At 72.8% G+C, this 13,117-nt stretch carries 10 protein-coding genes; 7 read left to right on the top strand and 3 right to left on the bottom strand.

Features of this window, described 5'->3' with window-relative positions; genetic code table 11:
* Together J0670_RS13650 and panB are read right to left on the bottom strand one after the other, a co-directional pair.
* Positions 1 to 948: ATP-binding cassette domain-containing protein (locus J0670_RS13650; RefSeq protein ID WP_207811809.1), on the bottom strand; the 948-nt coding region annotated here is incomplete at its 3' end.
* A 178-nt stretch (positions 949 to 1,126) separates the two neighbouring features.
* Positions 1,127 to 1,996 carry a 3-methyl-2-oxobutanoate hydroxymethyltransferase gene (panB, locus tag J0670_RS13645; protein WP_207811808.1) on the bottom strand — a complete coding sequence of 290 codons (870 nt, stop codon included), beginning with the start codon at positions 1,994 to 1,996 and terminating at the stop codon, positions 1,127 to 1,129.
* Positions 1,997 to 2,295: 299 nt separating this feature from the next.
* Here panB and J0670_RS13640 point away from each other — a divergent pair, with 299 nt between their 5' ends.
* The 3 genes from J0670_RS13640 to J0670_RS13630 all read left to right on the top strand — a co-directional run bounded on the left by J0670_RS13640 (position 2,296) and on the right by J0670_RS13630 (position 6,032).
* Positions 2,296 to 3,903, top strand: coding sequence for a DHA2 family efflux MFS transporter permease subunit (locus tag J0670_RS13640; RefSeq protein ID WP_207811807.1), 1,608 nt, complete (start codon positions 2,296 to 2,298; stop codon positions 3,901 to 3,903).
* 218 nt (positions 3,904 to 4,121) lie between these two features.
* The gene (locus tag J0670_RS13635) at positions 4,122 to 4,751 is read left to right on the top strand and encodes a TetR/AcrR family transcriptional regulator (protein WP_207811806.1); all 630 of its coding nucleotides are present in this window, start codon (positions 4,122 to 4,124) and stop codon (positions 4,749 to 4,751) included.
* Between the two features lie 225 nt (positions 4,752 to 4,976).
* Positions 4,977 to 6,032 carry an endonuclease/exonuclease/phosphatase family protein gene (locus tag J0670_RS13630; protein ID WP_207811805.1) on the top strand — a complete coding sequence of 352 codons (1,056 nt, stop codon included), beginning with the start codon at positions 4,977 to 4,979 and terminating at the stop codon, positions 6,030 to 6,032.
* Between the two features lie 6 nt (positions 6,033 to 6,038).
* On the opposite strand, the gene J0670_RS13625 is transcribed toward J0670_RS13630, so the two are convergent.
* The gene (locus tag J0670_RS13625; protein ID WP_207811804.1) at positions 6,039 to 7,793 is read right to left on the bottom strand and encodes an NAD+ synthase; all 1,755 of its coding nucleotides are present in this window, start codon (positions 7,791 to 7,793) and stop codon (positions 6,039 to 6,041) included.
* Between the two features lie 97 nt (positions 7,794 to 7,890).
* Between J0670_RS13625 and J0670_RS13620 the strand changes: the two genes are divergently transcribed.
* The 4 genes from J0670_RS13620 to J0670_RS13605 all read left to right on the top strand — a co-directional run.
* On the top strand, positions 7,891 to 8,175 hold the full coding sequence (locus tag J0670_RS13620) for a type II toxin-antitoxin system Phd/YefM family antitoxin (protein ID WP_207811803.1): 285 nt from the start codon (positions 7,891 to 7,893) through the stop codon (positions 8,173 to 8,175).
* Complete coding sequence (locus J0670_RS13615) at positions 8,172 to 8,591, top strand: type II toxin-antitoxin system VapC family toxin (protein WP_207811802.1); 420 nt, start codon at positions 8,172 to 8,174, stop codon at positions 8,589 to 8,591. The genes J0670_RS13620 and J0670_RS13615 overlap by 4 nt, the downstream gene beginning before the upstream one ends.
* Before the next feature lie 121 nt (positions 8,592 to 8,712).
* Positions 8,713 to 10,074, top strand: a complete 1,362-nt coding sequence (glnA, locus tag J0670_RS13610) for a type I glutamate--ammonia ligase (protein WP_207811801.1) — start codon at positions 8,713 to 8,715, stop codon at positions 10,072 to 10,074.
* 230 nt (positions 10,075 to 10,304) lie between these two features.
* Positions 10,305 to 13,117, top strand: a 2,813-nt coding sequence (locus J0670_RS13605; protein ID WP_207811800.1) for a bifunctional [glutamine synthetase] adenylyltransferase/[glutamine synthetase]-adenylyl-L-tyrosine phosphorylase, incomplete at its 3' end; no start/stop codon positions are given.

Here is a 13,117-nt window from a genome sequence, read left to right as displayed (position 1 = left end):
GAAGACCTCGTCCAGACTGGGCACCTTGGTGTCGATGCCGGCGATCGCGAAGCCGCGGCCGCCGAGCACCCCGATGACGGCGGTCAGCTGCTCCTCGCCGGTGATCGGCACCGCGAGCAGCCCGGTGTCAGGGGAGACGGTGGCGGCGGTGATGCCGCTCTCGTGCAGGCAGCGGGCCATCTCCGGCAGTTCGGCCGGGTGGGCCGGGCGGACCTGGAGGGTCTGTCCGCCGACCTTGGCCTTCAGCTCGGCGACGGCGCCGTTGGCGATCACCCTGCCGCGGTCGATGACGGTCAGCTCGTTCGCGAGCTGCTCCGCCTCCTCCATGTACTGGGTGGTCAGCAGCACGGTGCTGCCCTCGGCGACCATCCGCTGCACCTCGTCCCACACCTCGTTGCGGGTGCGCGGGTCCAGGCCGGTGGTGGGCTCGTCCAGGTAGAGCACCCGGGGGCGGCCGATCATACTGGCGGCCAGGTCGAGACGGCGGCGCATGCCGCCGGAGTAGGTCTTGGCGGTCCGCTTGGCGGCCTCGGTGAGCGAGAAGCGCTCCAGCAGCTCGGTGGCCCGGGCCTTGGCGTCGCGCCGGGAGAGGTCGAGCAGCCGGCCGATCAGGTAGAGGTTCTCGTAGCCGGAGAGCAGCTCGTCCACCGAGGCGTACTGGCCGGTCAGGCCGATGGTGCGGCGCAGCTGCTTGGGCTGGCGCAGGACGTCGTAGCCGCCGACGTACGCGGTGCCGGCGTCCGGTTTGATCAGGGTGGAGAGGATGCGCACCAGGGTGGTCTTGCCCGCGCCGTTGGGGCCGAGCACCCCCAGCACGGTGCCTTCGCGGACGGTGAGGTCGACGCCGTCGAGGGCCTTGGTGGTGCCGAAGTGCTTGACGATGCCGTGGACCTCGACGGCGTTGCCGGCTGTTCCCCGCGTGTTCGGGGCGGTGGCGATTCCTGTCATGCCCCCAGGCTGTCCGCCCCGGCTGTCAGCCCCCTGTCACCCGGCCGGGCGCGCTGTCACCCCGCTGTCATCGCCTGTCATCGCCGTTCCGGCATGACGGCGGGCCATGTCAGCGGCCCATGACAGCGGCCCCGCTCCGAGTGCACGAGCGCACTCGGAGCGGGGCCGTGGACCCGCGTCAGTGGAAGCTGTGCTCCGCCGCCGGGAAGGCGCCGGTGCGCACGTCCTCCGCGTACGCGCGGGCGGCGTCGCCGAGGACGGCCCGCAGGTCCGCGTACTGCTTGACGAACTTCGGCACCCGGCCCGCCGTCATGCCGGCCATGTCGGTCCAGACCAGCACCTGGGCGTCGGTGTCCGGCCCGCCGCCGATGCCGACGGTCGGGATCGCCAGCTGCTCGGTGACCTGCGCGGCCAGCTCGGCCGGGACGGCCTCCAGCACCACCGAGAAGGCGCCGGCCTGCTGGACGGCCTTGGCGTCGCGCAGCAGCTGGTGCGCCGCCTCGTCGCCGCGGCCCTGGACGGGGTAGCCGCCGAAGGCGTGCACGGACTGCGGGGTGAGGCCGATGTGGGCCATCACCGGGACGCCGGCCTCGACCAGCAGCTCGATCGAGCGGGCGCTGCGCTCCCCGCCCTCCAGCTTGACCGCGCCGACCCCGGCCTCCTTCATCAGCCGGGCGGCGTTGTGCATGGCCTGGGCGGGCGACTCCTGGTACGAGCCGAACGGCAGGTCGGCGACGATCATGGCGCGCTTGGTGCCTCGGACGACGGCGGCGGAGAGCATCACCATCTGATCCATGGTCACCGGCACGGTGGTCTCGTAGCCGAGGTGGCAGTTGCCGGCCGAGTCGCCGACCAGCAGGACGGGGATCCCGGCCTCGTCGAACACCCCTGCGGTGAGGGCGTCGTAGGCGGTGAGCATCGCCCACCTCTCGCCGCGCTGCTTGGCGGCGGCGAGGTCGCGGACGGTGACGCGGCGGTTGGTGACCCCGCCGTAGAGGGTGGCGGTCGTCGCCTGGTTCTGGGCAGGCGAAGGCGAAGAAGCGTTCATTGAACGGGCTCCTGAAGGGTTGTCGTCTCGTGGCGCCGTGCGGCGTCCCCGGATCACCTCCATGCTTGCACGCCCCGGCGTGAGCGCAAAGAGGGGTGCGGCGGACCGGGTGCGATCCACGCCACACCGGGCCGCGTCGAGCCACACCGGACCGCGCCGGTCGGCGCGGGCTTTGCCGCGTTTTTGCGAAACGGTCTCGTCTCGTATCGTATTTCAAGCTAATCTGACCCGGGGGGTTACGAGACGTCCGCGACTCGCAAATGCCCGCCAGTGACACGCCACCACGGACGGGAAGACCAATGACCACCGCAGCCGCGCCACCCCGCGTCCCGGAAGCCATCCACCGCCGGCGCTGGGCGATCCTGTGCACCCTGGTGCTCGCCCTGCTCGTCGTCGTGCTCGACAACTCGATCCTCAACGTCGCGATGAAGACCATCGCGACCCCCGCCCCGGTCGGACTGGGCGCCACCCAGAGCGACCTGGAATGGGCGATCAACTCCTACACCCTGGTCTTCGCCGGGTTGCTCTTCACCTCGGGCCTGCTCGGCGACCGCTTCGGCCGCAAGCGCGCGCTGCTGGCCGGCATGGCGGTCTTCGGCGTCGCCTCGCTGCTCTCCGCGCTCGCCTCCTCGCCCGGTGAACTCATCGGCTACCGCGCCGTGATGGGCGTCGGCGGCGCGCTCGCCATGCCCGCCACGCTGGCGATCATCATGAACGTCTTCGAGCGCTCCGAGCAGCCCAAGGCGATCGGCATCTGGGCCGGCGCGGTCGGCCTGGCCATCGCCATCGGCCCGATCACCGGCGGCCTGCTGATCGAGCACTTCTGGTGGGGCTCGGTCTTCCTGGTCAACGTCCCGATCGTGATCGTCGCGCTGGTCCTGATGGTGATGCTGGTCCCCGAGTCCAAGGACCCCAACCCGGGGAAGATGGACCCGGTCGGCGTGCTGCTGTCGATCGTCGGCCTGGTGGCGCTGATCTACGGCATCATCAAGGGCGGCGAGCTGGCCGACTTCACCCGGCTCGAGGCCTGGGGGCCGACCCTGCTGGGTGTCCTGGCGCTGGCCGCCTTCGTCTGGTTCGAGCGCCGCACGCCGTTCCCCGCGCTGGACGTCACCTGGTTCCGCAACCGGGTGTTCAGCGCCTCCGTCGTCGTGGTCGGCGTGATCTTCTTCGCGCTGATGGGCGTCTCCTTCTTCGGCGTCTTCTACATCCAGAGCGTGCGCGGCTACAGCGCGCTGCAGGCCGGTGTGCTGATGCTGCCGCTGGCCGCCGCCCAGCTGGCGTTCGCGCCGCGGGCCCGGCTGGTGGTCGACCGCCTGGGCGTCGCCGCCACCGCCGCGGGCGGCATGGTGCTGGTCGCGCTCGGCTTCGTCGGCTACGTCGTGCTCGACGCCACCACGCCGATCTGGGTGCTGGTCGTGCTCGGCCTGGTGATGGGCAGCGGCATGGCCCACGTCATGCCGCCGGTCACCGTCGCGATCATGGGCTCGCTGCCCCGCGAGAAGGCCGGCGCCGGCTCGGCCGTCAACAACACGTTCCGCCAGGTCGGCGGCTCGCTCGGGGTCGCGGTGCTCGGCGCGGTGCTCTCCACCGTGTACCGCGACGGCATGTCCGACACCCTGAACCACCTGCCCGAGGGGCTGCGCGACAAGGCCGGCGAGTCGCTGGAGGCCACCCTGGCCATCGCCGGCCGGATCCCCGGCGGCGAGGCGCTGGTCACCCCCGCGAACGACTCCTTCATCCACGCCATGCACGTGGTGGCCGGGATCTCGGTGGGCGTCTCGCTGGTCGGCGCCCTCGTCGCCTGGTTCCTGCTGCCGCGCCGCGCAGCCGCCCCGGGCGGACCGGCCGGCAAGGCCCCCGAGCAGCAGGACCAGGCCCGGGAGACGGCGGCCGCCGAGGCCTGAGCCGTGGTCGAGCCACGGCCCTGCCGTACCGCGGCTGAGTGACAATGGCCCTGTCACCCGGGTGGGACCGGGTGACAGGGCCTCGGTCCGAAGCGGGGCCCACCCCCGCCGCGGACCCACCGAGGGACACGCCGGACCCACCGACGGACGCACTCCGGACCCACCGACGGACACGTTCCGGCGCCTGCGCCGGAGGCAGCGAGGGAGAGACAGCGGGGATGAAGACGGACACGCCGACCGCCGGGACCGGGCAGCACTGCGCGGCGGTACGCCGGGGCCGACCCCGCAGCGAGGCCGCCGAGCAGGCCATCTTCACCGCCGTCGTGGACCTCATGGCCGACGGCAACACGCTGTCCGAGCTCACCATCGAGGGCATCGCCACCGCCGCCGGCGTCGGCAAGGCCACCATCTACCGGCGCTGGCCCAACAAGGAGGCCCTGCTGGTCGACGTGGTCGGCCGGCTGGAGGAGCCGATCCCGGAGCCCACCGGCGGCGGTGCCCGCGAGGACCTGATCGCGATGGTCGACTACATCCGCCGGCGCGGCCTGGCCAAGCGCACCCGCTGGGTGCTCAAGGCCGCCCTCGGCCAGATGCAGGGCCTGCCCGAGCTGCACGCCGCCTACCGGGAGAGGGTGGTCAAACCGCGTCGGGAGGTCGGGCTCCACCTGATCCGCCAGGCCGTCAAGGAGGGCGTGATCCGCGACGACCTCGACGTCGAACTGCTCGGCGACCTGCTGATGGGCCCCATCCTCTACCGCAGCATCCTGTCGGACGACTCCGACCTGGAGGACCCGGACCTCTCCCGCCGACTGGTCGACTCCCTGCTCGACGGCATCGCGCCCCGATAGCCCGTCCCACGGCCCGTGCCCAGGTGGGAGCGGGCCGGTCGTGTCCGGACGTGTCCTCGCTCACCAAACCGGGCCACGCCGGAACCCGTTCCGGGGGCCGCGCGTCTGTCCCGGCATAGGCTGAGCCGGGCATCCGAGCAGACCGGCACCAGTCCGGCGCGGCGCCCGTACCCCAACGGGCCGGACACCGGACCGGCGGACGGCACGAGCGACGGGAGCCACGGCATGGCGCAGGCGGACAGGACCGAACGGACCACGGGCCCCTCCTGGGACACCTCGGCCGGACCCTCCTCCGCCCACCGCCCCGCCGGCTTCCTCGGCCTGCGGCACTGGGGCCGCGACGCCCGTGGCAGCGGCCCCTGGCGGCGCGGACTGCTGATCGCCCTGCTGGCCCTGCTCACCGCCGTGCTGCTGGCCTTCCACGCCGAGCTGCCCAACAGCACCGGCAACCTCGGCAGCCTGCTGGAGACCTTCCTGCCCTGGCTGGGCCTGGCCGTCCCGGTGCTGCTGGTGCCCGCGCTGCTGCGCCGCTCCGCCACCGCGCTGCTCGCCCTGCTGCTGCCCACCGTGCTGTGGGCCAACCTGTTCGGCGGGCTGCTGACCGACAAGAGCGGCGGCAAGGGCGACTGGACGGTGGTCAGCCACAACGTCGCCGCCGCCAACACCGACGTGCCGGACACCATCCGCGGCCTGATCGCCTCCGACGCCCAGATCGTCGCCCTGCAGGAGCTGGCCGGCAGGCAACTGCACGCGTACGAGAGCGGCCTCGCCGGGGCGTACCCGTACCACACGGTGGAGGGGACGGTCGGGCTCTGGTCGAAGTACCCGATCGGCGAGGTCTCCCCGGTGGACCTGAAGATGGGCTGGACCAGGGCGTTCCGGGCGCAGGTCACCACCCCGCAGGGCCCGGTCGCGGTGTACGTCGCGCACCTGCCCTCCGTGCGGCTCAAGGCCGAGGGCGGCTTCACCGTCAACCAGCGGGACGTCAGCGCGCAGGCGCTCGGCGACGCGATCCAGGGCGAGCCGCTGAAGAAGGTCCTGCTGCTCGGCGACCTCAACGGCACCATGAACGACCGCAGCCTGGCGCCGGTCACCTCGCAGATGCGCTCGGCCCAGGGCGCCGCCGGGGACGGCTTCGGGTTCAGCTGGCCGGCGGCGTTCCCGATGGCGCGGATCGACCAGATCATGAGCAAGGGCGGGCTCGAACCGGTGGACTCCCGCACCCTGCCCCGGGACGGCAGCGACCACCTCGCGGTGGCCGCCGCCTACCGGTACAACTAGCCGCGCCTAGCCGCGCCGCCACCGGTTGGTGATCGGCAGTCGGCGGTCCCGGCCGAAGTTCTTGACCGAGATCTTCGGGCCCGGCGGGTACTGGCGCCGCTTGTACTCGGCGGTGTCGACCAGCCGGACCACCCGGTCCACCACGGCCGGGTCGAAGCCGGCCGCGACGATCGCGTCCCGGCCCTCGTCGCCCTCGATGTAGCGGTCCAGCACGCTGTCCAGCAGGTCGTAGTCGGGCAGCGAGTCGGTGTCCTTCTGGTCCGGCCGCAGCTCGGCGGACGGCGGCTTGGAGATGGTGTTCTCCGGGATCGGCGGCACCTCGCCGCGCCGCTCGGCCTCCTCGTTACGCCAGTGGGCGAGGCGGAAGACCAGCGACTTGTAGACGTCCTTGATCGGGCCGTACGCGCCCACCGAGTCGCCGTACAGGGTCGAGTAGCCGACCGCCAGTTCGCTCTTGTTGCCGGGCGCGAGCACGATGTGCCCCTCCTGGTTGGAGATCGCCATCAGCAGGGTGCCGCGCAGCCGGGACTGGAGGTTCTCCTCGGCCAGGCCGGTCAGCTCGGTGGCGCCCATGTAGGCGTCGAACATCGGGGCGATGGAGACGGTCCGGAAGTGCAGCCCGGTGCGGCGGGCCAGCTCGGCCGCGTCGTCCCTGGAGTGCTGCGAGGAGTAGCGGCTGGGCATCGAGACGCAGTGCACGTTCTCCGCGCCGATCGCGTCCACCGCGATCGCGGCCACCAGCGCCGAGTCGATGCCGCCGGACAGGCCGAGCAGCACCGAGCGGAAGCCGTTCTTGACCACGTACGCCCGGGTGCCGGAGACCAGCGCGGCCCAGATCTCGGCCTCGTCGGACAGCCGCGGCGCGATCCCGGCAGCCGGTCGCCCGGCGGGCGCGGGCCGCGGGCCGGTGCTCAGCACGGTGCGGACCAGGTGCAGCCCGTCGCTCAGCAGCAGACCGTCGATGTGGTCGCCGCCGGCGGCCGGCAGGTCGAGGTCGATCACCAGCAGGTGCTCCTCGAACTGCGGGGAGCGGGCGAGGACTTCGCCGTCCGCGCCGACCACGATCGAGTCGCCGTCGAAGACCAGCTCGTCCTGGCCGCCGACCATGTTGACGTACGCCAGGGCGCAGCCCGCCTCGGCGGCGCGGCGCCGGACCAGCTCCAGCCGCTGGTCGTCCTTGTTCCGCTCGTACGGGGAGCCGTTGATCACCAGCAGCAGCCCGGCCTCGGCCTCGCGGGCGGCGGTGACCCGGCCGCCGTCCTGCCAGATGTCCTCGCAGATGGCCAGCGCGACGTCCACCCCGTGCACCCGCAGCACCGGCAGCTGGTCGCCGGGGACGAACCAGCGGTACTCGTCGAAGACGCCGTAGTTGGGCAGGTGGTGCTTGGCGAAGCGGGTGACGACCTCGCCCCGGTGCAGCACGGCGGCGCAGTTCTGCGGCGACCCGGCCGGGCGGCCGAAGCGCGGCGAGGCCTGCTCCGAGCGCCCGAGGTAGCCCACCACCACCGGCACCTCGCCCAGCCCCTCCTCGGCCAGCCGGCCCGCCAGCTCGACCAGCGCCCCGCGCGAGGCCTCGACGAAGGAGCGCCGCAGAGCGAGGTCCTCGACCGGGTACCCGGTCAGGACCATCTCGGGGAAGGCGACCAACTGGGCGCCGGCCTCCACGGCCTGCTTGGTCCAGCGCACCACCTCATCGCTGTTGCGGGCGATGTCACCGACCCAGGGGTCGATCTGGCTCAGGGCGAGACGGAGATTGGGCATGACTTCGAGTGTAATCGTCGATCTGACGCAATGTCCCGCGCGGGGTAGCATGGGAGAAGAGTCTGGACAGACTGGACAGAATTGGAATGGTGATCACATGAGATGGCAAGTGCAAGAGGCGAAGCAGAAGTTCAGCGAGGTGCTCCGCCTCGCCGAGTCCGAAGGCCCGCAGGTGGTCACCCGGCACGGGGACGAGGTCGCGGTCGTCATCGACATAAGGGAGTACCGGCAGCTGCGGGGCCAGGACATCCCCTTCGAGGAGTTCCTGCTCCGCCGTGAGGAGCCGTACATCGACGACGCGGCCGCGGGGATCTTGGACGAGATCGTGGCCCGGCGGGCCGATCACCTGACGCGCGTGGTGTCGTTCGGGGAGGGCGAGTGACGGGCTTCCTGCTGGACACCAATGTGCTGTCGGAGCTGCGCAAGCGCCTGCCGGATCCGGCGGTGGAGGCGTGGATGGTCGAACACCGCGGCGGCCCGATGTTCACCAGCGCCTTGGTCATCGGTGAGATCAGGTTGGGCGTGGAGCAGGTCCGGCGCAGGGATCCGGCGCAGGCCGAGCGGCTCGCCGAATGGCTGCTGGCCGTGAAGCGGGGCTACGCGGACCGGATCCTGCCGGTCACGACGGAGATCGCCGAGGCCTGGGCGCGCCTCAACGTGCCGGACCAGCTGCCGCCGATCGACGGCCTGCTCGCCGCCACCGCGAGGGTGCACGGGCTGACCCTGGTCACCCGCAACACCAAGGACGTCGCCCGTGCCGGCGTCCCGGTGGTGAACCCGTTCGAATCGGACTGGTGAGCGCCCCTGGGGTGGACGCGGCTCGGTGATCGGCCATGATGGGGGCAATCGCTTTACGGGGTCTTTCCGGGAACCTCCGGGACGTAACACGAGCGTAAAGAGCAGAGGTGAGACTGTCCCCATGGGCAAGCAGCAGCAGTTCGTGCTTCGGACGCTCGAAGAGCGTGACATCCGGTTCGTCCGGCTGTGGTTCACCGATGTGCTCGGGTTCCTGAAGTCGGTCGCGGTGGCGCCGGCCGAGCTGGAGCAGGCGTTCGAGGAGGGCATCGGCTTCGACGGGTCGGCGATCGAGGGCTTCGCCCGGGTGTACGAGTCCGACATGATCGCCAAGCCGGACCCGACCACCTTCCAGATCCTGCCGTGGCGCTCGGAGACCCCCGGCACCGCCCGGATGTTCTGCGACATCCTGATGCCGGACGGCTCGCCCTCGTACGCCGATCCCCGGTTCGTGCTCAAGCGCACGCTGGAGAAGGCCTCGGAGCAGGGCTTCACCTTCTACACCCACCCCGAGATCGAGTTCTTCCTGCTGAAGAACCTGCCCGGCGACGGCACGCCGCCGATCCCCGCCGACCAGTCCGGCTACTTCGACCACACCCCGCGCGGGGTGGGCCACGACTTCCGCCGGCAGGCGATCACCATGCTGGAGTCGATGGGCATCTCGGTCGAGTTCTCGCACCACGAGGGCGCCCCCGGCCAGCAGGAGATCGACCTGCGCTACGCCGACGCGCTGTCCACCGCCGACAACATCATGACCTTCCGGCTGGTCATGAAGGAGGTCGCGCTGGAGCAGGGCGTGCACGCGAGCTTCATGCCCAAGCCCTTCTCCGAGCACCCCGGCAGCGGCATGCACACCCACGTCTCGCTGTTCGAGGGCGACCGCAACGCCTTCCACGAGTCCGGCGCCGAGTACCAGCTCTCCAAGGTCGGCCGCTCCTTCATCGCCGGCCTGCTGCGGCACGCCGCCGAGACCGCGGCCGTCACCAACCAGTGGGTGAACTCCTACAAGCGGATCTGGGGCGGCTCCCAGCGCACCGCCGGGGCCGGCGGCGAGGCCCCCTCGTACATCTGCTGGGGCCACAACAACCGCTCGGCGCTGATCCGGGTGCCGATGTACAAGCCGGGCAAGCAGGGCTCCACCCGGATCGAGGTCCGCTCCCTCGACACCGGCTGCAACCCCTACCTCGCCTACGCCGTCACCCTCGCGGCCGGCCTCAAGGGCATCGAGGAGGGCTACGAGCTCCCGCCCGGCGCCGACGACGACGTGTGGGCGCTGACCGACTCCGAGCGCCGCGCCCTCGGCATCCAGCCGATGCCGCAGAACCTCGGCGAGGCCATCGACCTGATGCAGCGCAGCGAACTCGTCGCGGAGACGCTCGGCGAGCACGTGTTCGACTTCTTCCTCCGCAACAAGCGCCAGGAGTGGGAGGAGTACCGCTCCGAGGTCACCCCGTTCGAGCTGCGCAAGAACCTCCAGGTGCTCTGAGCGGCGGTTCGAACCCCCCTCGCCGGCCCCGCCGTCGCCCGCTCGGGTGGCGGCGGGGCCGCCGTTCGAGCGGCGCCTCGCGGTGACGGAATGTGCGGCCTCCGTGACGGAACGGTGTGCTTCGAAGGCGGGAACTCCCCACCACGCCCGATCCGGTCCACCCGCCGGTCACGCCCGGCGTGGCGCCGCGCGGGCGCGTAACCTGCTGGGGCGGACGGATGGAGGGGCCGATGGCGGTCGAGGAGCAGCGGGCCGGGGGCCGGATCAGCCGGCCCGAGATGCGGCTGGTCCGGCGCGGGTTCACCGATCCCGCGCAGGCGGTGCGGCTGCTGGAGGGCCCCGGGCTGGAGGGCCTGGCCGACGACCCGGTGCTGCTGGACGCGCTCGGCGCCACCGCCGACCCCGACCTCGCGCTGCTGGGCCTGGCCCGTCTGCTGGAGGCCGCCGACGAGGCCGACCGGCACACCCTGCGTGACACCCTCACCACCTCCAAGCCGCTGCGCGACCGGCTGCTGGGCGTGCTCGGCGTCTCCACCGCGCTCGGCGAGCACCTGGCCCGGCACCCGCACGACTGGCACGTGCTGGTCACCTTCGAGCTGCGCGACATGCACCCCGGTCCGGAGGACTTCCGCCGCGCCCTCGCCGAGGGCGTCCGGGGCGGCGACCGGAACCCGGCGAACGCGCTGCGCGTCGCCTACCGCCGCTGCCTGCTGGCCATCGCCGCCCGCGACCTCACCGGCACCACCGACCTCGCCCAGGCCGCCGCCGAACTCGCCGACCTGGCCGGCGCCACCCTCCAGACCGCCCTGGACCTCGCCGCCGAGCAGGACCGGGACGCCGCCGCGGCCTGCCGGCTCGCGGTGATCGGCATGGGGAAGTGCGGCGGCCGCGAACTCAACTACGTCTCGGACGTGGACGTCATCTTCGTCGCCGAGCCGCGCGAGGGCGTGGACGAGCACGAGGCGCTCGCCGCCGCCACCCGGCTGGCCGCCGCACTCACCCGGCTCTGCGCGGACACCACCGGCGAGGGCACCATCTGGCCGGTGGACGCCAACCTGCGCCCCGAGGGCCGCAACGGCCCGCTGGTGCGGACCCTGGCCAGCCACCTCGCCTACTACCAGCGCTGGGCCAAGACCTGGGAGTTCCAGGCGCTGCTCAAGGCCCGCCCGGTGGCCGGGGACGCCGAGCTCGGCGCCGCGTACGTCGAGGCGCTCGCCCCGATGGTCTGGCAGGCCGCCGCCCGGGACAACTTCGTCGCCGACGTGCAGCAGATGCGCCGCCGGGTGATCGACTCCATCCCGGCCACCGAGCTGGACCGCCAGCTCAAGCTCGGCCCTGGCGGCCTGCGCGACGTCGAGTTCTCCGTCCAGCTGCTGCAACTGGTGCACGGCCGCACCGATCCGGCGCTGCGCAGCGGCAACACCCTGGAGGCGCTGGCCGCGCTCTCCCGCGGCGGGTACGTCGGCCGGGCGGACGCCGCCTCGCTGGACGCCGCGTACCGCTTCCTGCGCTCGCTGGAGCACCGCATCCAGCTCCACCGGCTGCGCCGCACCCATCTGATGCCCACCGCCGAGGAGGACCTGCGCCGCCTCGCCCGCTCGCTCGCCGCGCTGATCAACGACGACACCCGCTCCGACCCGGTGGCCGCGCTGCAGCGCGAGTGGAAGCGGCACGCGGTGGAGGTCCGGAGGCTGCACGAGAAGCTGTTCTACCGCCCGTTGCTCGACGCCGTCGCCGAACTGCCGCCCGGCGCCACCGGGTTGACCCCGGAGGCGGCCCGGGCGCGGCTGGAGGCGCTCGGCTACGCGGACCCGGCCGCGGCGCTGCGGCACATCAGCGCGCTCGCCTCCGGGGTGAGCCGCAAGGCGGCGATCCAGCGCACCCTGCTGCCGGTGCTGCTGGGCTGGTTCGCCGACTCGGCCGACCCGGACGCCGGGCTGCTCAACTTCCGCCAGGTCTCCGACGCGCTCGGCCGCACCCCCTGGTACCTGCGGCTGCTGCGGGACGAGAGCGCCGCCGCCGAGCAGCTCGCCCGGGTGCTGTCGGCCGGCCGGCTCGCCCCCGACCTGCTGCTGCGCGCCCCCGAGGCGGTGGCCATGCTGGGCGACCCGCAGGGTCTGGTGCCGCGCGGCAGGCCGGCTCTCCAGTCGGAGATCCTGGCCGCCGTCCGCCGGGCCGGGTCCGCCGCCGCCGCCGTGGCCGCCGCCCGCTCGGTGCGCCGCCGGGAGCTGTTCCGTACGGCCGCCGCGGACGTGCTGGGCCGGCTCGGCGAGACCCCCGGCGAGGCGCTGGACACCGCGGGGGAGGCGCTGACCGCGCTCAACGCGGCCACGCTGCAGGGCGCCTTGCAGGCCTGCATCGCCGGCTGGGAGGCCGAGAACGGGGACCTGCCGACCCGGATCGCGGTGATCGCGATGGGCCGCTTCGGCGGCCACGAGCTGGGCTACGGCTCGGACGCGGACGTGCTCTTCGTCCACGAGCCGCTGCTCGGCTCGCTGGACCAGGAGGCCGCCCGGGCGGCCCAGGCAGTCTGCCACCAGCTGCGGACCCTGCTGGGCGCGCCGTCCACCGAGCCGCCGCTGCTGGTCGACGCCGACCTGCGGCCGGAGGGACGCAGCGGCCCGCTGGTGCGCACCCTCGCCTCGTACGCGGCGTACTACCGGCGCTGGTCGCACGCCTGGGAGAGCCAGGCGCTGCTGCGGGCCGAGCCGGTGGCCGGGGACGAGGAGCTGGGCGCGCGGTTCCGGGGGCTGATCGACCCGCTGCGCTACCCGGGCCTCGGGGTGCCGGAGCGGGACCTGGTGGAGATCCGCCGGATCAAGGCGCGGATCGAGGCCGAGCGGCTGCCGCGCGGCGCCGACCCGACCACCCACACCAAGATCGGCCGGGGCGGGCTGGCGGACGTCGAGTGGACGGTGCAGCTGCTCCAGCTCCAGCACGGGCACGAGGTCCCGGCGCTGCGCACCACCCGGACCAGGGAGGCGCTGGCGGCCGCCGCCGAGGCCGGGCTGGTCGGGGCGGCGGACGCGGAGGTGCTGGACGC

Source organism: Streptomyces sp. FH025, from assembly GCF_017427025.1.
Classification (GTDB): Bacteria; Actinomycetota; Actinomycetes; order Streptomycetales; family Streptomycetaceae; genus Kitasatospora.
This window is presented reverse-complemented; position numbering and strand designations above follow the sequence as displayed.